Source organism: Butyrivibrio hungatei (genome assembly GCF_900101605.1).
Lineage (GTDB): Bacteria > Bacillota > Clostridia > Lachnospirales > Lachnospiraceae > Butyrivibrio > Butyrivibrio hungatei_B.
Genome location: NZ_FMUR01000017.1, coordinates 57843 through 77420, shown reverse-complemented (window position 1 = coordinate 77420; position 19578 = coordinate 57843). Strand labels below are relative to the sequence as shown.

Genomic DNA, 19578 nt, shown 5'->3' with positions numbered 1-19578 from the left:
TCTTTTTGCAATTAGTTACTTTATGGGCATACAAAATTCCCGATCTTAATCACTTAAGACCGGGAATAAAATCACACAATAAATGCTTAAACAGCACTCTTTTCAATGTTTAATTTAAGGAAAAGGCAATTAAATCTTTGCGATATCAACAAGCTCAAGACCTTCTTCAGTGCTTTCGTTCTCAAGACTTGTAACAAGTGCTCTTGCGGTATCAAGCGCTGTGATAACATTTACACCCGTCTCGATCGCGGTTCTTCTTATAAGGAATCCGTCACGGCTCTTATCTCTTCCCTGTGTAGGTGTATCGATAACAAGGTCAATCTTGTGTCCGAGGATAAGGTCGATAACCGTAGGTGATTCCTGGCTGATACGATTTATTCTTCTTGCCTTTACGCCGTTTTCCGTAAGCGTATCTGCAGTAGATCTTGTGGCGTAAATGATATATCCAAGCTTCTCGTAACGTCTTGCGATATCAATAATCTCGCCCTTATCGGAATCCTTAACCGTAATGATCATCTGCTTATACTTAGGAAGGTTAACTCCTGCGCCAAGGAATGCCTTATAAAGAGCTTCATTAAAGTTCTTACTGATACCAAGGCACTCACCTGTAGACTTCATCTCAGGTCCGAGGCTGATCTCAGCTCCTCTGATCTTCTCAAATGAGAATACAGGCATCTTGATGGCAACATAGCCTGCTTCAGGCTGAAGTCCCGGTGTATATCCGAGGTCTTTGAGCTTCTTACCAAGCATTACTTCCGCAGCAAGATCAACAATCGGAATACCTGTAACCTTACTGATGTAAGGAACCGTACGTGATGATCTCGGATTGGCCTCGATGATATAAACATCATCTCCTACAGCGATGAACTGTACATTTATAAGTCCGATTACATGAAGTGCTTTTGCAAGTCTTCTTGTATATTCGGCAATTGTCTGCTTAACCTTGTCAGAAAGAGACTGTGCGGGATATACGGAGATTGAGTCACCTGAGTGGATACCGGATCTCTCGATATGCTCCATGATACCGGGGATAACAATATCCTCACCGTCGCAAACCGCATCAACTTCAGTCTCAACGCCCTGAAGGTACTTATCAACAAGGATAGGATGATCCTGAGCATATCTGTTGATGATGTTCATGAACTCCTCTATCTCTTCATCGGAAAGAGCTATCTGCATGCCCTGTCCGCCAAGTACGTAAGAAGGTCTTACAAGTACGGGATAGCCAAGACGATTTGCAACTTCTTTTGCTTCCTCTGCAGTATAAACCGTAGCACCCTGTGCACGCTTGATCTGAGTCTCTTCAAGAATCTGATCGAAGATTTCTCTGTCTTCTGCGGCATCTACGTCCTTAGCATCCGTTCCGTAAATCTTTACGCCCATTTTCATGAGATCCTGAGTAAGCTTGATGGCTGTCTGTCCACCGAACTGAACAACCGCTCCGTCGGGCTTCTCAAGTCTTACGATATTCTCAACATCCTCGGGTGTAAGAGGCTCGAAATAAAGCTTATCGGCAATATCAAAGTCTGTACTTACAGTCTCGGGGTTGTTATTTATGATAATTGTCTCAAATCCGGCTCTCTTAAATGCCCATGTTGCGTGAACAGAGCAATAGTCGAACTCGATACCCTGTCCGATTCTGATGGGACCTGAACCAAGTACAAGGATCTTTTTCTTGTCAGTATTACTCTTAAGTGCTGCCTCATCCTCTGAATCGGGGCCATTGTAAACTGAGTAGTAATAAGGTGTCTCAGCCGCAAACTCAGCCGCGCAGGTATCAACAATCTTGAATGTAGCCTTGATGTTGTAGTCATATCTGAGCTCTTTTAACACATCCTCAGAGAAGCGTGTAAATCTGCTGATAACAGCATCGGGATACTCAAGACGCTTAGCTTCAAGAAGTGTCTCAAAGCTGATGATTTTCTTTGCTTCCGCAAGATCTGCATCCTTACCCATTGTATTCTTCTCACCGATTCTAAGAAGCTTAAGTTCCATCTTAACAAGTGAATGAAGCTTATCAATGAACCAGATGTCGATTAGTGTGATGTCATGAATCTCTTCGTGTGAGATTCCTCTTCTGAGTGCCTCAGCGATAACCCAGATTCTCTGATCGTCTACGATCTTAAGGCGCTCTCTGAGCTCTTCATCATCAAGTTCTGAGAAGTCATAGCTTGTAAGACAGTCAACGTGCTGCTCAAGTGAGCGGATAGCCTTCATCATGGCACCTTCAAAGTTGGTGCAGATACTCATTACCTCACCTGTAGCCTTCATCTGTGTTGTAAGAGTTCTCTTTGCAGTGATGAACTTATCGAAAGGAAGTCTCGGGAACTTAACTACGCAGTAGTCAAGTGTAGGCTCAAAACTTGCATATGTCTTACCTGTAATTGCATTCTTGATCTCATCAAGTGTATAACCGAGCGCAATCTTAGCTGCAACCTTTGCGATAGGATAACCTGTTGCCTTAGAAGCAAGTGCAGATGAACGGCTAACTCGGGGATTAACCTCGATTACGCAATACTCAAAGCTTGTGGGATGAAGCGCAAACTGAACGTTACATCCACCTGTAATCCGGAGCTCATCGATAATATTGAGAGCTGCGCTTCTGAGCATCTGATATTCCTTGTCAGAAAGTGTCTGAGAAGGAGCAACAACGATGGAGTCACCTGTATGTACACCGACGGGATCGATATTCTCCATGTTACATACTGTGATGCAGTTTCCTGCTGAGTCACGCATTACCTCGTACTCAATCTCTTTCCATCCTGCAATGCATCTCTCTACGAGAACTTCATTTGCACGTGAAAGTCTAAGTCCGTTCTCAAGTATCTCCTCGCACTCAAGCTGATTGTGAGCGATACCGCCGCCCGATCCACCAAGTGTGAACGCGGGACGAAGAACTACGGGATATCCGATCTTGTTGGCAAACTCAACACCATCCTGTACGTTATGAACAACGAGTGATGCTGCGCAAGGCTCACCGATTCTCTCCATGGTGTCCTTGAATTCCTGTCTGTCCTCAGCCTTTCTGATTGTCTCAGCTGTTGTTCCAAGAAGCTTTACGTTGTGTGACTTAAGGAAACCTGACTCATCAAGTTCCATACCAAGGTTAAGTCCTGCCTGTCCTCCAAGTGTGGGAAGGATTGAGTCGGGCTTTTCTTTTTCAATAATCTGCTCAAGGACTTTGACTGTAAGAGGCTCGATATAAACCTCATCGGCAATGTCCTTATCTGTCATGATAGTAGCGGGGTTAGAGTTTACGAGGATAACCTCTACTCCTTCCTCTTTAAGTGAACGGCATGCCTGAGTTCCCGCATAGTCGAACTCAGCAGCCTGTCCGATTACGATAGGTCCTGAACCGATTACCAGTACCTTTTTTACATCCTTATTCTTTGGCATCAGTTCTTACCTCCTACTTTTCCTTTTTTCATCATATCTATAAATCTGTCAAACAAATAGCTTGAATCCTGCGGTCCGGGGCATGCTTCGGGATGGAACTGCACTGTGAAGATGTTCTTGCCGACATAAGCAAGTCCCTCGTTTGTTCCGTCGTTAACGTTGATAAAAGCAGGCTCAGCCACGTTCTTATCAAGTTTGTCCATATCTACTACATAGCCATGGTTCTGTGATGAGATGTAAACTCTGCCGTTTGAAAGGTCTTTTACCGGGTGGTTACCACCTCTGTGACCGTACTTCATCTTGAATGTATCCGCACCTGTTGCAAGAGCCATGAGCTGGTGTCCAAGGCAGATTGCAAAAATAGGTGTCTCGGAATCGTAGAGTTTTTTCACCTCTTTAATTACATCTACACACTCCTTCGGGTCTCCGGGGCCGTTTGAGAGCATGATTCCGTCGGGAGCATCCTTAAGAATCTCCTCGGCCGTTGTATTTGAAGGATAAATCGTAACATCACATCCTCTTGCAGCAAGTGAATCTGCGATATTCTTCTTGGCTCCAACGTCGAGAAGCGCTACCTTAAGGCCTTTGCCGTTAAGTTCTTTAACGATTGCAGGTCTCTTTTCTCTTTTTGAATGATCTCCTGCAAGATCTGCCTTGTAATTCTCTGCGTTAAATACCGCACTTCCTGAAAGAGGACCGTTCTCTTCAAGGCTTGAAACGCCCTTTAAGAACTTCTTTTCCTTGCAGGAAACCTTGCTTACAACATCACCTGTTGTATAAGCGTGGAGTTTCTCCTTGATATCATCATACTTTAAGTTCTTGTTTGTTGTGATGATACCGTTCATTGTTCCCTTTTCTCTGAGGATTCTTACAAGTTTTCTTGTATCGATTCCTTCGATTCCGGGAATCTCATATTTATCCATAAAATCCTGAATGGACATGTCGCAGCGGAAGTTTGAAGGTATGTGAGAAAGCTCTCTTACGATGATCGCATCAACCCAGGGTCTCTCCGATTCCATATCATCGAGACATACTCCGTAGTTTCCGATAAGCGGATAAGTCATACATACCGCCTGTCCTGCGTAGGAAGGATCTGTGAATACCTCTGTATATCCTGCCATTGATGTGTTAAAAACGATCTCGCTTATCACATCTTTATCTGCACCTATGTGCTTGCCTTCAAAGACTGTTCCGTCTTCTAATATCAAAAAAGCTTCCATTACTACCTCCGATTTTCTATGCTAAAGTTCTGTCTTGCTAAAGTACTTCGGTCTCAGTATAACCAAGACCGAAATTTTTCAATTACTTGAAGTACTTAACGCCTGACTCAAATATCTTAATATCCTGATCTCCGAAGATGTTCACAGCTACGCCGTCGCCTCTTCTCTCTGAGTGAGCCATCTTACCAAGGCACCTTCCATCGGGTGAAAGAATACCTTCTACAGCTCTGTAAGATCCGTTGATATTCCACTCATCATCCATTGTTACATTGCCTTCAAGGTCGCAGTACTGTGTTGCGATCTGGCCGTTCTTGAAAAGCTCATCAAGAACCGCATCGGGAGCAACAAATCTTCCTTCTCCGTGTGAAGCAGGGTTTGTATATACTCCGCCGAGCTTTGCTTCCTGAAGCCAAGGTGAGTTGTTTGAAACCACCTTGATATATGCCATCTTGGAAATATGTCTTCCGATGGTATTGAATGTAAGTGTAGGTGAATCCTGAGTCTGGCCTGTAATCTTTCCGTTAGGAACAAGTCCGAGCTTTATCATAGCCTGGAAACCGTTACAGATACCAAGCGCAAGGCCGTCTCTATTCTGTAAGAGGTCTTCAACCGCCTCTTTTATCTCCTGATTCTGGAATGCTGTCGCAAAGAACTTAGCACTTCCGTCAGGTTCGTCACCGGCTGAGAATCCGCCGGGGAACATGATGATCTGTGCATCCTTTATAGCTTTCTTAAACTCTGCTACAGACTCCACGATATCCTCTGCATTTCTGTTCTTGAATATCTTGATGTTTGTATTTGCGCCTGCTCTCTCAAATGCCTGTGCACTGTCGTACTCACAGTTACTTCCCGGGAATACGGGGATAAATACTGTAGGCTTAGCAACTTTGTTCTTGCAAACATATACGCTGTCAGCCTTAAAGAGAGGTGACTCTACAGCAGTCTTTTCCTCGTTTACGGTTGAAGGGAATACCTTCTCAAGGCTTCCTTTCCATGCTGCAAGAGCTTCATCCATTGTGATAACCGCTCCCTGAACCTCGAATGCAGCATTGTCAGTAACTTCACCGACAAGGCGTGCGCCTGCTACCTTAAGTGCATCCTCAAGCTTATCTGCACTGACTTCCGCAACGATGTCAGCCATATCGTTTGTAAAGAGCTCCTCAGCCTTGATGCTATCGTCAATCTTAACTCCGAGGCCGTTACCGAATGCCATCTTACTTACTGCAGCGGCAATTCCGTAGCTGTCCTCAGCATATGCGGAAACAATGCTTCCGTTTCTCATAAGCTCTGTTATAGCGCTGTATATCTCCATAACCTTGTCATAATCCGGAAGGTCGTATTTATCTCTAGGAAGCTTGAACTGTACAAGCTTATTTCCCGCTTTTTTAAGCTCAGGTGTAATGACATCGGAAAGCTTCGCAACATCTACCGCAAAAGATACGAGTGTAGGCGGAACGTTGATCTCATTGAAGGATCCTGACATTGAATCCTTACCACCGATTGATGCAATTCCGAAGCGAAGCTGTGCTTCAAAAGCTCCGAGAAGTGCTGTGAAAGGCTCGCTCCAACGCTGTGCATCCTCAGTCATTCTCTTGAAGTACTCCTGGAATGTGAAGTGGAGCTTCTTATAATCACCACCTGAAGCAACTATTCTTGATACAGATTCTGTTACGGCATAAGCTGCTCCGTGATAAGGACTCCAGCTTGAAAGATAAGGATCAAAGCCGTAGCTCATCATTGTAACGGTATCAGTCTTTCCTGAAAGAACAGGAAGCTTGGCGATCATAGTCTGTGTTTCTGTAAGCTGATACTTTCCACCGTAAGGCATAAGCACGGAACCTGCTCCGATAGATGAGTCAAACATCTCAACAAGACCTTTCTGTGAGCATACGTTGAGGTCCTGAAGCTGTGCGATCCATGCAGCCTTTGCATCATTGTTTGAAAGTGCGGCATTAACTTTATCTGATGCCACTTTATTAAAGTAGTTATCATTTTCCTTAGGAAGATCGACTTTAACCTTTGTTTCCTGATGTGCTCCGTTTGTATCAAGGAATGCTCTCTTAAGGTTAACGATCTTCTTACCTCTCCAGTTGAGCACGAGTCTGGGATCTTCTGTTACAACGGCAACCTTAACTGCCTCGAGGTTCTCCTCTGCTGCATATGCAAGGAACTTCTCTGCATCAGCGGGAGCAACAACAACTGCCATTCTTTCCTGTGACTCAGAAATAGCAAGCTCTGTTCCGTCAAGACCTGCATACTTCTTGGGTACAAGATCAAGGTTGATATCAAGACCGGGTGCAAGCTCACCGATTGCTACGGATACGCCGCCGGCACCAAAGTCGTTACATTTCTTGATAAGTTCACTTACTTCAGGTCTTCTGAAAAGTCTCTGGAGTTTTCTCTCTGTAGGTGCATTACCCTTCTGAACTTCTGCTCCGCAACTTGTAAGTGACTTTGAATCATGAGCCTTGGAAGAACCTGTAGCTCCGCCGCAGCCGTCTCTACCTGTACGTCCGCCAAGGAGAATAATGATATCTCCGGGATCTGCAGACTCTCTGATCACATGTTCCTGAGGAGCAGCACCCATAACAGCACCGATCTCCATACGCTTTGCAACGTAGCCGGGATGGTAAACTTCTTTTACATATCCTGTTGCAAGTCCGATCTGGTTACCGTATGAAGAATAACCTGATGCAGCACCGCGAACGAGCTTCTTCTGTGAAAGTTTGCCCTTCATTGTCTCGGCAACGGGAACTGTAGGATCTGCAGCACCTGTTACGCGCATTGCCTGATATACATATCCTCTTCCTGAAAGTGGATCTCTGATAGCACCGCCAAGACATGTTGCAGCGCCACCGAAAGGCTCGATCTCAGTAGGATGGTTGTGTGTCTCATTCTTGAAGAATACAAGCCAGTTCTCTCTCTTTGTTCCCTCACCGTAATCTACGTCGATAGGTACAACAACTGTGCAGGCATTGTTCTCTTCAGACTCTTCCATGTCTGTAAGCTTTCCGTCTTTCTTGAGCTTCTTCATACCCATAAGGGCGATATCCATAAGAGAAATGAACTTCTCTTTTTTCTTCTCATCTGTCTTGTAAAGGTCTTCTCTTGCAGAGAGGTATTCGTTATAGGCATTAACGATAGGCTCTTTGTAGAAGCCGTCCTCGAACTCAACTTCCGTGAGCTCCGTTCCGAAAGTTGTGTGACGGCAGTGATCTGACCAGTATGTATCAAGAACTCTGATCTCAGTCATTGAAGGATCGCGGTTCTCATCATCGTGGAAATAAGTCTGGATCCACTTAAAGTCATTAAATGTCATAGCAAGTCCAAGTGACTCGTAGAGGTTCCTAAGCTCAGCCTCTTCCATATCCTTGAATCCGTCAAAGATTTTTACGTCTTCAGGCTCGTCGAATACAGAAACAAGTGTCTCGGGCTTCTTTGCGTCTGCAATTCTTGAATCCACAGGGTTCATTGTATAATCGCAGATCTTTTTAACCTCTTCGTCGGAGACGTTACCGATTAGCATGTATGTAACTGCTGTCTTGATGACAGGCTCCTCGTCTCCCTTTATAAAGCGAACGCACTGTTCAGCTGAATCAGCTCTCTGGTCGAACTGACCGGGAAGTGCTTCTATGCTGAATGTCTTTGCATTTGCAGGAACCTCGATCTCTTCTCTGTAAAGAATATCTACAGGAGGTTCTGAAAATACTGTTGTGCAGGCTTTTTCGAATACTTCATCGGAAACATTTTCAACGTCGTATCTGATAAAGATTCTTACATCCTCAACACTCTTTATTCCGAGATAACCTTTGATCTCAGCCTTAAGCTCCTTTGCCTTGCCTGCGTAAGGTGCTTTTTTTTCAACATAGATTCTTTTTACAGTGCTCATAATATCTCCTTGTTAATTATAAAAAAATTTATATAGCTCGCACTAAGCTCGAAAAATATCTAAGCAAGTGCTCTGCTCAAGGGATATGTACTAGACTCGAAAAAACCTCGTCAAGTACATCCCCATGGCTCGCACTAAGCTCGAAAAGACCTCGCTAAGTGCTCTGCTCAAAATAAAGAGTGCCTTAAATATAAAAGCACTCTCTATTAATCATCATTAATATTTAATTCATCGGGCACTAATCCCTCTAAAACGTACATTAATTCTTTATCAATGGCTTCTTCGGAAATGCCGACAGTCTTGGAAGTAATCTTGAGCCCTTCCACAACGTACATAAGATTGCGAGCACACCCCAAAGGATTCTCGCAATAAAACTCACCACTCTCAATGCCGTTTTCAATTAATCGCTCAATAATCCTGACTGCTGTATCAAACTGGTCCTTCAGGGGATTATCTTTTGGCGCTAATTTATTAGCGAAAAAATACTCATATGTAGCGACAGTAAGATTGTTCTTTTTTCTGAGGATTTCTTTCTTCTGTTCCTTCAAAAAAAGAGCCAACATGTCGCCGGCAGTTGCTGTTCCCGTAAGAGCGGCTGTAATGGTCTCTTCATCGTCCTCTTCAGTTTCCGATGACAAAACTGAAAGGAATAATTCATCCGTACTTGAGAAATAGAGATAAAGACCCCCACGACTTATCTCGCAGGCATCAACTATATCTTTCATTGTTACACTCTTAAAGCCATTCTCAGAAAAAACTGTTCTTGCCTTATCAAGAATGTACTTTTTCTTGATCTCGGATTTTTCTCCCATTCTTCGCTATCCTTACCTACAGTTCTTAATTAATAGATGCACCACTGCCCTGTCCCCAGAATTCCACAAGCTCATTCATCTTATTGACTACGCTGTACAACACTCCGTTATTAACACCCTCGGCCCAAACGGTACCTTTGGTCATTCCGGAAAGAATATACTTGGATAAAATACCGGAAAGCTCATCAATCTCGGTAATTCCGGCTCTTTCTATAAAAAGAAGCTCATCCTTGTAGCTACGAAGACGATTTCTGCTGTAGACATAGACATAATTGCGATCGAGTAGATTGGTACTCTGCGCTGCCTTCACAAAAGCCAACAGATTGGAGTCATATATCGGAAAAGACATAGACTTGAGCTCGCTGTTGGAATATGCCTGCGCAACATCGACACTGGCGTGACTCTTGAGCCATTTTAAATATGGTGTCAACTTCTTAAGTTCAGGACGATACCTTTCAACGACATCTTCCACACTGCCTTCGTTGACATTGTTGTCATTTTCAAATTTCATGAAAACTCGCTCCTGTTCTGGCTTTCAGCCATAAGTCACCCGATTTTTTGCATTCAAAAAAACTCCCAGTCAGAGTTCTTGAAACATTATAACAAGGTCGTTTGCTAATGGCAATAATTATTTGCTAAAATTGTAATATACGCATGTAGCTTAATTGTATAGCAACTATCGGCTATGTGATTATGTATATGTATGCGAGACTCCGAGCGACAATGTCGCAAATCGTCTCACATACATATACATACCCCCATAGCCGGTTACTTCAACAAATATAAATATACGCGTATATCACAATTCTATTATACGTATGAATTGCCACGCAAATAATCCTTAACCCAAAATACGGCACACTTCATAAGTTTGAGCCCCAAGGAGTCCCCATGACCAATAACCTCGAATATTACAAAGTATTTTATTATGTAGGAAAGCTGTCGAGCATTACTCTGGCGTCAAAAGAGCTGTCAATTTCGCAGCCTGCCGTGAGCCAGTCGATCCACCAACTTGAAAAAGCGCTCGGATGCACTCTTTTCCGCAGAACCGCGAAGGGCGTGCGCCTGACAACGGAAGGAAGCCTTCTCTACAGATATATAGAAAGAGGCTACGAACAGATAGAGCTTGGCGAGCAGCGTCTCAAGCAGCTCCTTCATCTTGATGCGGGAGAAGTCAGGATCGGTGCAAGCGACATGACGCTGAGATTCTTTTTGCTGCCTTATCTCGAGAAATTCCATGAATTATATCCAAACATAAAGGTCACAGTCACAAACGGTCCAACGCCCGAGACGCTGGAATATCTGTCCGATGACAGAATAGATTTCGGTGTGGTATCAACTCCTTTTATTATGAAAGAAGACATTTCTTCGCTTCCTGTTGCGGAAATTGAAGATATTTTTGTTGCGGGCAGAAAGTTTATCCAATACAAGAACAAGATGCTTGATTTCTCAGATCTTGAAAAAGTTCCGCTTATAATGCTCGAAGGACAGACAAGTACAAAAAGCTACATCAGCTCTTTTCTTGCAGACAACGGCGCAGAAATTCGCCCTGAGTTTGAGCTTGCGACAAGTGACATGATCGTTCAGTTCGCGCTCAGAAACCTCGGCGTAGGCTGTGTTGTTAAAAGCTTTGCGCAAGAGCACCTTGAGAGCGGAGTTTTGTTCGAACTTCGTTTTAATAAGATGATTCCAAAAAGAGAGATCTGCGTCATCACCGATGACACGAGACCTCTCTCAATTGCCGCAAGTAAATTATATGAACTTATAAAAGAAGATATTTCAAAAGGAATAAACGGCTAATCTCAGTTTTCTATTAATATACAACTCCGAGTGCCTCAAGTTCTTTTTTGGTGCTCGCATAGTCCTTGTACACGATTCCGTTCCAGCCAAGTTCTTTTGCCGCATCGATATTTACCTTGGTATCGTCGATAAATACAGTCTTTTCCGGAACAAGGTTGTAACGCTCAGCAAGCAGGTTATATATAGCATGATCGGGTTTTACGACCTTATCTCTGTAGCTTAAGATTCCGCCGTCAGTCTCATCGATAAATGCCATTGCATCGGGACAGGCTTCAAGAACCTGCCATGAAAAATTAGAAAGATACAAGACCTTATATCCTGCTGCCTGAAGAGCCTTTATCCAAGGAATCGCATTATCCCTCTTGGTAACTATATCGGTAAGGTCCTCGAAGGTCTTCTCGATAACATCCGCAATCTCGGGATCGTTCTTTTTAAATCCGTTAATTATCTCTTCCGTAGAAAGAACGCCGCGGTCGTATTCCGTCCACTCTTTGCTGTGTACAGAGGCATCAGCGATTCTTTTTGCCAGCTCTTTATCCGAAACTTTCTTTTCAATAAAGTCCATGTAAGCAAAGTCCGTGAGTACATTTCCGATATCGAAAACAACCGTATCTATCTTGCCCTCGGGCACTACATTTCCTCTTGAATCATGCTTCTTGTCAGAAGTTAAAGGATCAAGCGATGCAATCGTATGTCTTCCCGTTATATTGCCGAAAGCCCAGATACATATCCATGTAAAGATCGGAATAGCGACCGTAGCCACAACAGCGCCCATAAAGTAATCAAACGGCGTTCCGATCATCGCCATCACAAAGAGAATCACATAAATTGATAAAAGAGCGATTATTCCGATTATCGCGATCACTCTTTTTGCCATAGGTGTCTTGTTATTATCCGTCATTTTTTAACCATCCTTCTATATATTACTGTACTTCATTTTGACATTTATATCGCGATTGTAATTTCCAAAGCCTTTGCCGAATATCGTAAGACCTCCGACGTGTTTTGCGTTCTCGGGAACTTCGAGCCTTAATTTAAGCGGTGTCTTATGTGTCAGCTTGAGTTTGTCGACTGTGACATCTGAGAGCTTCTGTCCGTCTATAAAAACGCCCTCGTGATTTATGACAAGCATCTTAAGAAGGCCGTACTGATTCCACAGCGGAAACCACCAATCCGGGGTGAAAAGACCTTTCACGTCGCCAAAATCTCCCGGAGATGTCCAGGTTCCAAGCAGCGTATCATTAAGATAAAAATATATATCCGAAGGGTAATTGTTATTGTACCCGGGTGCCTCAGAGCACATCTCCGCTGCGATACTGAGTTCATCTATCTTCTGATTGAACGGAACGAAGTTGGGAATGTCATATTCGACAAATCCCCTTGTAAACCAGAGAATATCCGCATCAAATCTCTCGCCGTGAGCAAAGTATCTGGGATCGTCAACCTCTCCTATTACCTTCTCGGAAGAAGCAAGGCCGCAAGTCGGCTCTATATGACAGTCAGAAAAATGTCCGACTTTGATATCCGTCTCATAAATCGCCTCGTTTTTCTTAGGAGCCCTGATATCTATAAGAATATTGTCAGGCTGAACGGAGCATATCTTCTGATTACCGTGTCCCGTCGTCTCCGATGTAACCTGCACGATACCGCACTCCTCAAGCTTTTTTATATGACTTGTAAGCGCACCGTTCGTAATATTAAGACGCGTAGCCAGATCGTTCATATTTGAACTGCCTTCAGCTACAAGAATCTTTACTATCTCAACTCTTATATCAGATCCAAGTGCTTTAAAAAGCGCAAGTCCTTCATCCAGTGATTGAATATGGATCATAATTATATACCTTTCAGTTATATACTTTTAATAAGATATATTGAATATGTCTGCAATACGAACATTATAAATTAGAGCTTTACTAAAAGCAAACAAATGGAAAAAGCCCTCCACGCAGAAGCTGTGTCTACGCAAAGGACTTTCTGTAGCTACCCCAAAATACATTTAGGATATGAATTTATCCGTTTATTGTGAATTTTCCGATAAGGTCGTTGAGACTCTCTGACTGAATTGAGAGTTCTCTTGATACTTCGCTTGACTGCTCGGCTGTCTCGGAGTTCTTCTGAACAACGCCGGAGATCATCTCAATTCCCTTGTCAATCTCTTCCATGCTCTGAGCCTGTGCCTGAGCAAGGTTTCCGGTATTTTTGATCATATCTGTGATCTCTTCTACGCTATGCTGCATGGCATCGAGCGCATCCGTAGTCTCGGCAACAACAGCATTTCCGTTCTTGATTTCTTCCATTGTATCCGCAATGAGCTGATGCGTATTCTTTGCGGCTTCACTGGACTGCTCCGCAAGCTTTCCAATCTGGTCCGCAACGACCGCGAAACCTTTTCCCGTTTCACCCGCTCTTGCCGCCTCTATTGAAGCATTGAGAGCAAGAAGTGATGTCTGGCTGGCAATCTCCTCAATCGTATTTGTAACCTGTTCAATCTCTGCAGATGCTTCTGTTATCCTTGTCATGGCGTCAGTAACAAGATGCATCTTTCTGGCACTGACTTCCGCTTTGTCTTTGACATCCCCTGCCATGCCGTGGCTCTTTTGCGCAACTTCTGCAAGCTGCCTGGTCTGATCCGTAACGGAATTGACAGATGCCGTAAGTTCCTGAACCGCAGCAGCCTGATCGGTAGATCCTTCAGCAAGATCTGTTGCCCCGCGAGACATATTTAGAGCGCCATCCGAAACAAGCGTGGACGAATTCTTAACTTCGAGAAGCGTATTGCTCAGATTACTCGAAATATTCCTGAAAGCGTCTTTTATCTGAACGTAATCACCTATATAGAGTTTTTCATTCTTTGATCCGCATGAAAAATCTCCTGTAGACATTCGTCCCAATGTATCATTGATGTCTTTTACAATATCAGCGATAACATCTGTCGAATATGTTATATCATCAGCAAGCTTTCCGAGCTCATCTTTTGAATCGGAAGGAACCTTGATATCTATCTTACCTTTTGCCATATCATCCGCCGCTTCGGAAAGGGCTTTAATAGGATCGAGTATATTACTTGCAAGTGCGGCTTTCGCCTTATTTGAATAAAGAATCGCATAAATAACGATAGCCATCGAAAGAACCGTAAGTATGATAACTATAGTAAGTGCTCCGGTATATGCTTTCTCAGCCTGTTCCTTAGCCGATATTCCTATAGCTTTAAAATCTTTTACAACTACCTTTATAGCCTCATTTACGTTGGCAACATAATATTCATACAATTCGGTATGTGATGCACCCGACGCAAACATACCGTTCAAAGTCTGTCCATACTTGTCTATATCGGCGATATGCGCGTATACCGTGGTAAGATCGTCGTGATAAACTTTACTCAGCATTCCGAGTCCGTCATTTAGTTCCTGGATCTTTTCAGAAGCTCCAGTCATCTGCTCGCTTCGATCGGCCTCATCCTCAGCATTAAGCGCCCAGAGATAATACTTTGCAAGAGCCTGGATTGTTATACGTATCTCACCCTGCTGCGTATTCTGTTCATAGAAAACGTTATATATACTATGCAGATTAAATATTGAAAAAATATCTATCAATAAAACCACCACAAAAACCAGAACCAGATTGTTCTGGAGTTTGTAAAAAACCTTTTTGAGCTTATCAGCTACAGAAAGATTTTTAAATGTTTCATTTCCAAAGTTCCTATTATCGCCGATCGTCTTTGCCATACTGACCTCCTGATATCATTGGATAAAGAGCATATGCAGCTCTTTTCACACGAATCAATCCGATATACAGCCACTTACAGATTATATGTTTAATTGTATCGCTTTTTAAACGAAAATGCGTCAATAAACTGTATAATTTTATATAAAATTTCGAAAAATAAGTAATACTTATATCGTTCATAAAAAATATTGATTTTACTTATAATTCTTTTTCCGTTATTATAATAGTGTACGATTTTAAACATGTTTTCTATTTAAGGAGGAACAATAAATGGTTAAAGCAGTCGTGGGCGCTAACTGGGGCGACGAAGGAAAGGGCAAGATAACAGATACACTTGCAGACAAAGCCGACGTTGTAATCCGCTTTCAGGGAGGTGCCAACGCAGGGCATACCATAGTTAACGATTATGGTAAGTTCGCACTTCACACAATGCCTTCAGGCGTTTTCCATCAGAACATAATGAACATCATCGGAAACGGTGTTGCTTTTGATATTACAAAGTTCATGAACGAGCTTAATGAGATCACATCAAAGGGTGTTCCCGCTCCTCAGATCATGATCTCGGACAGAGTACAGGTTATGATGCCTTACCACGTTCAGTTCGATTCTCTTGAGGAAGCAAGACTTGCAGGAAAGTCATTTGGTTCAACAAAGTCAGGAATCGCACCTTTTTATTCAGATAAATACTCAAAGATCGGCTGGCAGATCAACGAATTTTTCCAGGATGACGATGTTATCAAGGAAAAGATCGACAGAATCGCCCAGATAAAGGACGTTATCCTTGTTAATCTCTATCACGCAGAGCCAATCGACAAGGACGCACTCTTCAACCAGATAGTTGAATGGAGAGAACAGGTTAAGCCTTACATCGGAAACGTATCTCTCTACCTCGATAAAGCTATCAAGGAAGGAAAGACAATCCTCTTGGAGGGACAGCTTGGAACCATGAAAGATCCCGATCACGGAATCTATCCCATGGTTACATCATCTTCTCCCCTTGCAGCTTACGGTGCTATCGGAGCAGGTATTCCTCCTTATGAGATAAAAGAGATCGTAACAGTTTCAAAAGCTTATTCTTCTGCTGTAGGAGCAGGTGCTTTCGTATCTGAGCTCTTTGGCGATGAAGCGGAAGAACTCAGAAACCGTGGCGGAGACGGCGGCGAATATGGCGCAACAACAGGACGTCCAAGACGTGTGGGCTGGTATGACTGCGTAGCAAGTAAGTACGGTTGCAGACTCCAGGGAACAACAGATGTTGCTTTCACAGTCCTTGACGTACTCGGCTACCTCGATGAGATTCCTGTATGCGTAGGCTATGACATCGACGGAGAAGTTACAACAGAGTTCCCTGTTACTCACCTCCTCGACAAAGCTAAGCCCGTATATAAGACTCTTCCCGGATGGAAATGCGATATCAGAGGAATCAAGAACTACGAAGAGCTTCCTGAGAATTGCAGAAAGTACATCGAGTTCATCGAAGAGCAGATCGGTTATCCCATCACAATGGTAAGTAACGGACCTGCAAGAACAGATATCATCTACAGAAAGAGCGCTCTTAAGAACAACTAATATCATCTGCAGCCCCTTCCACACCCAAACAAGTGGTAGGGGTTGCAGTTTTTTGCCACATTCCATCAAAATCATATTGGCCGGGGATTGGATGTATGCTGCGCAAAATTGTCTGAGCAAATGCACCTTAGAATCTCCATCTATTTATGCAGATTCGTTATACCCTCTTGTTTTTCTGAAGGTCAGATCACTTTCCCTTATGCATGCTTCTAAAATAACTTGCAGGACGCAAATTTATAATTTAAAAGCCATGGTCATACGGTGCATACGCACCTACAACAAATAAAAGTGCGACTCCTCGAACTCAAATGAGCTCGGGAGTCGCACTTTTCCTTGTTGCCACAGTCCGCTTTGCGGACTATGACCATGACCGTTGAATATATCTAAGCGTCCTGCTTCAAACATTTTTCTACGCATGCAAGAAAGTGATTCCTAACCTTTTGAAAAACAGACGAGGCTATAAAAATCATCTGCATAAATAGATGGAAAATTCTTGGTGCATATGTAAGTTTATGAAGCGCAGCATACATCCAATCCCTCGGCCAATATAATGTTTTGAAATACCCCAGCAAAAACGCATCCCCCTCTCCCAAGTATGTGAAGGTTCAGCCGGCGTTTTTGTTTATTATCTTAGCGCCCCTTGAGCTTGTATTTCAGAGTGCAGATGCCTGATATAGCGCATATACTGTATTTTAGCGAATTCTTTCCAGTCTGCCTCAGAATATGGACGCTCTTTGTACCATGCATATTCTTTAATCTCTTCAGTTATATCTTTAAATGATGATGATAAATCATTCATTTTGTTTTCCTTATTTACTCAATACATGTTTTTTCATTTCTTTATATTATACATTATCTCAAGTTAAGAAGTTTTCAGACGTGAATTAGATACAGTCTTTTTTCATATCAATGCAAGATTAACCGCGGTGGGAATTTCACGCGCATATGCTGCGCTTCATAAACTAACATATGCACCAAGAATTATCCATCTGTCCATGCAGATGATTTTTATAACCTCGTCTGTTTTTCATAAGGTCAAAAATCACTTTCCTGCATGCGGAGAAAAATGTCTGAAGCAGGACGCTTAGATACATTCATCGGTCATGGGCATAGTCCGCAAAGCGGACGGTAACGACAAATATAAAGTGCAAATTTCCGAACTCAACGAGCTCGGAAATTTGTGTTTTTATTTGGCGTAGGTGCGTATGCACCGTATGACCATGACCGATATAGCCAGTATACAAGCGTACTGCAAGTTATTTTCGGAGCATGCTTAAAAGGAAAGTGATTTGACCTTCAGAAAAACAAGAGGGTATAACGAATCTGCACGGACAGATGGATATTCCGGGTGCATTTGCTAAGATGTCCCTGCGCAGCATATATCAGTTTAATGCAAAAAGCGAAGCCACCGCGGTTAAGCGATGGCTTCTTTTTAGTGGGGGATACAATTAAAATTTTATGTTTATTTAACCTGCGGGATCCTGCCACATGAACGCAGCAGAACGTTCATGTGACTTTTTACAGGAATAAACTGCGTTATTAAACGTGCTTTTTAAGAGTTTCTCTTACAGCACCTGTTCCTGCAATAAGCTCTTCAAAATATCCGATAATGATATCTGAAAGGCCTGCAGCTTCAAGATCTGTTCCAAAGATTGTAGCATCCTTAAGAAGAGGAAGAACCTTGCTCTTAAGTGTCTCTTTGTCATAGTTTCCGCCAAGCTCGATGTCTTTTACATAAGCCTGTGCCTTCTCAAGAAGCGGATCGGGGCTGGGCTCAAAGTTGTTGCCGTTATCGTCAACACCCATGAGGTAACGAAGCCATCCTGCATGTACAAGAGGAATGCACTTAAGATCAGCTACATTGAGCTTATCTGAAGCCATGTAAGCCTTAATTGTCTCACCAAATCTGATTGCAAGCTTCTGTGATGTATCTGTTGCAATTCTCTGAGGTGTATCAGGCATAAACTTGTTAGGTATTCTTACATTTACTACTGTATCGATGAATTCCTGAGGCTTGATAACTCCGGGATCTGTAACAACGGGAAGTCCCTCTACATATCCGATAGTCTTAACGAGCTTTACAAGCTCCTCATCCTTCATCTCTTCTGAAATCTTGTCATATCCAAGGAGGCATCCGTATACAGCAAGTGCTGTGTGAAGAGGATTAAGGCATGTGCAAACCTTCATGCGCTCAACCTTATCAACTGTCTCCTTCTCTGTGAAGATAACACCAACTTTCTCAAGTGCAGGTCTTCCGTTAGGGAACTTGTCCTCGATTACGAGGTATTCGCTCTCCTCAGCGTTTACGAAAGGAGCAACCCAAGTCTTCTTAGAAGTAACTACAGGCTCAAGCTCTTCTACACCGTCGTTCTTAAGAATCTCATTAACTGAATCATCAGGTCTGGGTGTAATCTTATCGATCATTGACCAAGGGAAGCTAACCTTGCTGTCATCCTCGATGTAAGCAACGAATCCTGCCTCTGCCTTGCCGTTTGCAGTCCACTCTTTTGCGAACGCATGAACAGCATCAAAAAGCTTATCTCCGTTGTGTGAGCAGTTATCTGTGCTCACCATAGCAATCTTCTTCTCTCCTGCAAGGAATCTCTCATAAAGAAGTGCTGCAACCTTACCGATATAGCTCTGAGGCTTTGAAGGTCCGTTTACGAAATCATCCTTAACTGCTGCAAGAAGCTCGCCTGCGGGATTTACAAGTGAATATCCCTTCTCTGTGATTGTGAAAGTAGCAAGCTGAAGAGAATCGCATCTGAAGATCTCTTTTAATCTGTTGAATTCCTTATCATCGTTTGAATCAAGAATGCATGACTCAGCGATGCTGGCAATAACTGACTTCTCAACAGAACCGTCTGCCTTAAGTGTAACAAGAAGTGAAAGATTGTCATGAGGTCTGTACATCTTCTCGATGATCTCATAATCAAATCCCTCTACTACTGTAAGTCCCTTGTCGTTCAAGCCGCCATCAAGCATTCTCTGAGCGAGATTAGCCTGAAAAGCTCTGAAGATGTTACCTGCTCCGAAGTGTACCCACTCAGGTGCCTCAACTGTCTTCTTTATCATATCTTCCTGGTTAAAAGTAGGGATATAATATCCTTTCTCTTTCCAAGTGCTATCTGTTGCTACGCTATTAGCATTTAATTTCATTGTTAAC

At 43.1% G+C, this 19578-nt stretch carries 12 protein-coding genes; 2 read left to right on the top strand and 10 right to left on the bottom strand.

What is annotated here, in order from left to right; all coding sequences use genetic code 11:
• Positions 1-129 precede the first annotated feature (129 nt).
• The 5 genes from carB to BLP87_RS13065 form a co-directional block, all read right to left on the bottom strand.
• On the bottom strand, positions 130-3396 hold the full coding sequence (gene carB, locus BLP87_RS13085; protein ID WP_074463063.1) for a carbamoyl-phosphate synthase large subunit: 3267 nt from the start codon (positions 3394-3396) through the stop codon (positions 130-132).
• A complete protein-coding gene (locus BLP87_RS13080) occupies positions 3396-4616 on the bottom strand; it encodes a carbamoyl phosphate synthase small subunit (protein WP_026515514.1) in 1221 nt (406 codons plus the stop codon). The genes carB and BLP87_RS13080 overlap by 1 nt, the downstream gene beginning before the upstream one ends.
• A gap of 82 nt (positions 4617-4698) precedes the next feature.
• The gene (locus tag BLP87_RS13075; protein ID WP_074463062.1) at positions 4699-8505 is read right to left on the bottom strand and encodes a phosphoribosylformylglycinamidine synthase; all 3807 of its coding nucleotides are present in this window, start codon (positions 8503-8505) and stop codon (positions 4699-4701) included.
• 206 nt (positions 8506-8711) lie between these two features.
• Positions 8712-9317 (bottom strand): TetR/AcrR family transcriptional regulator, encoded by a 606-nt coding sequence (locus BLP87_RS13070; RefSeq protein WP_074463061.1) that lies wholly within the window; start codon positions 9315-9317, stop codon positions 8712-8714.
• A 25-nt stretch (positions 9318-9342) separates the two neighbouring features.
• Entirely contained in the window at positions 9343-9828 is a 486-nt protein-coding gene (locus BLP87_RS13065) for a hypothetical protein (RefSeq protein WP_074463060.1), read from the bottom strand.
• 380 nt (positions 9829-10208) lie between these two features.
• Here BLP87_RS13065 and BLP87_RS13060 point away from each other — a divergent pair, with 380 nt between their 5' ends.
• Positions 10209-11117: a LysR family transcriptional regulator gene (locus tag BLP87_RS13060; protein WP_074463059.1), complete on the top strand. Its 909-nt coding sequence runs from the start codon at positions 10209-10211 to the stop codon at positions 11115-11117.
• A gap of 13 nt (positions 11118-11130) precedes the next feature.
• On the opposite strand, the gene BLP87_RS13055 is transcribed toward BLP87_RS13060, so the two are convergent.
• The 3 genes from BLP87_RS13055 to BLP87_RS13045 all read right to left on the bottom strand — a co-directional run bounded on the left by BLP87_RS13055 (position 11131) and on the right by BLP87_RS13045 (position 14842).
• Positions 11131-12018, bottom strand: a complete 888-nt coding sequence (locus BLP87_RS13055; RefSeq protein ID WP_083334615.1) for an HAD family hydrolase — start codon at positions 12016-12018, stop codon at positions 11131-11133.
• Positions 12019-12033: 15 nt separating this feature from the next.
• On the bottom strand, positions 12034-12948 hold the full coding sequence (locus BLP87_RS13050; RefSeq protein ID WP_074463058.1) for an ArsR/SmtB family transcription factor: 915 nt from the start codon (positions 12946-12948) through the stop codon (positions 12034-12036).
• Positions 12949-13126: 178 nt separating this feature from the next.
• Entirely contained in the window at positions 13127-14842 is a 1716-nt protein-coding gene (locus tag BLP87_RS13045; protein WP_074463057.1) for a methyl-accepting chemotaxis protein, read from the bottom strand.
• A 271-nt stretch (positions 14843-15113) separates the two neighbouring features.
• On the opposite strand from BLP87_RS13045, the gene BLP87_RS13040 reads away from it, so the two are divergent.
• The gene (locus BLP87_RS13040; RefSeq protein WP_074463056.1) at positions 15114-16412 is read left to right on the top strand and encodes an adenylosuccinate synthase; all 1299 of its coding nucleotides are present in this window, start codon (positions 15114-15116) and stop codon (positions 16410-16412) included.
• A gap of 625 nt (positions 16413-17037) precedes the next feature.
• Here BLP87_RS13040 and BLP87_RS16110 read toward each other — a convergent pair.
• Complete coding sequence (locus tag BLP87_RS16110) at positions 17038-17211, bottom strand: hypothetical protein (RefSeq protein ID WP_176756654.1); 174 nt, start codon at positions 17209-17211, stop codon at positions 17038-17040.
• 740 nt (positions 17212-17951) lie between these two features.
• Entirely contained in the window at positions 17952-19571 is a 1620-nt protein-coding gene (locus BLP87_RS13030) for a mannitol dehydrogenase family protein (RefSeq protein WP_074463054.1), read from the bottom strand.
• Positions 19572-19578 lie beyond the last annotated feature (7 nt).

What these genes read in the sequence shown, in the direction of transcription:
- carB (WP_074463063.1), bottom strand. Translation starts at nt 3,396, where the DNA reads ATGCCAAAGAATAAGGATGTAAAAAAGGTACTGGTAATCGGTTCAGGA.
- BLP87_RS13080 (WP_026515514.1), bottom strand. Translation starts at nt 4,616, where the DNA reads ATGGAAGCTTTTTTGATATTAGAAGACGGAACAGTCTTTGAAGGCAAG.
- BLP87_RS13075 (WP_074463062.1), bottom strand. Translation starts at nt 8,505, where the DNA reads ATGAGCACTGTAAAAAGAATCTATGTTGAAAAAAAAGCACCTTACGCA.
- BLP87_RS13070 (WP_074463061.1), bottom strand. Translation starts at nt 9,317, where the DNA reads ATGGGAGAAAAATCCGAGATCAAGAAAAAGTACATTCTTGATAAGGCA.
- BLP87_RS13065 (WP_074463060.1), bottom strand. Translation starts at nt 9,828, where the DNA reads ATGAAATTTGAAAATGACAACAATGTCAACGAAGGCAGTGTGGAAGAT.
- BLP87_RS13060 (WP_074463059.1), top strand. Translation starts at nt 10,209, where the DNA reads ATGACCAATAACCTCGAATATTACAAAGTATTTTATTATGTAGGAAAG.
- BLP87_RS13055 (WP_083334615.1), bottom strand. Translation starts at nt 12,018, where the DNA reads ATGACGGATAATAACAAGACACCTATGGCAAAAAGAGTGATCGCGATA.
- BLP87_RS13050 (WP_074463058.1), bottom strand. Translation starts at nt 12,948, where the DNA reads ATGATCCATATTCAATCACTGGATGAAGGACTTGCGCTTTTTAAAGCA.
- BLP87_RS13045 (WP_074463057.1), bottom strand. Translation starts at nt 14,842, where the DNA reads ATGGCAAAGACGATCGGCGATAATAGGAACTTTGGAAATGAAACATTT.
- BLP87_RS13040 (WP_074463056.1), top strand. Translation starts at nt 15,114, where the DNA reads ATGGTTAAAGCAGTCGTGGGCGCTAACTGGGGCGACGAAGGAAAGGGC.
- BLP87_RS16110 (WP_176756654.1), bottom strand. Translation starts at nt 17,211, where the DNA reads ATGAATGATTTATCATCATCATTTAAAGATATAACTGAAGAGATTAAA.
- BLP87_RS13030 (WP_074463054.1), bottom strand. Translation starts at nt 19,571, where the DNA reads ATGAAATTAAATGCTAATAGCGTAGCAACAGATAGCACTTGGAAAGAG.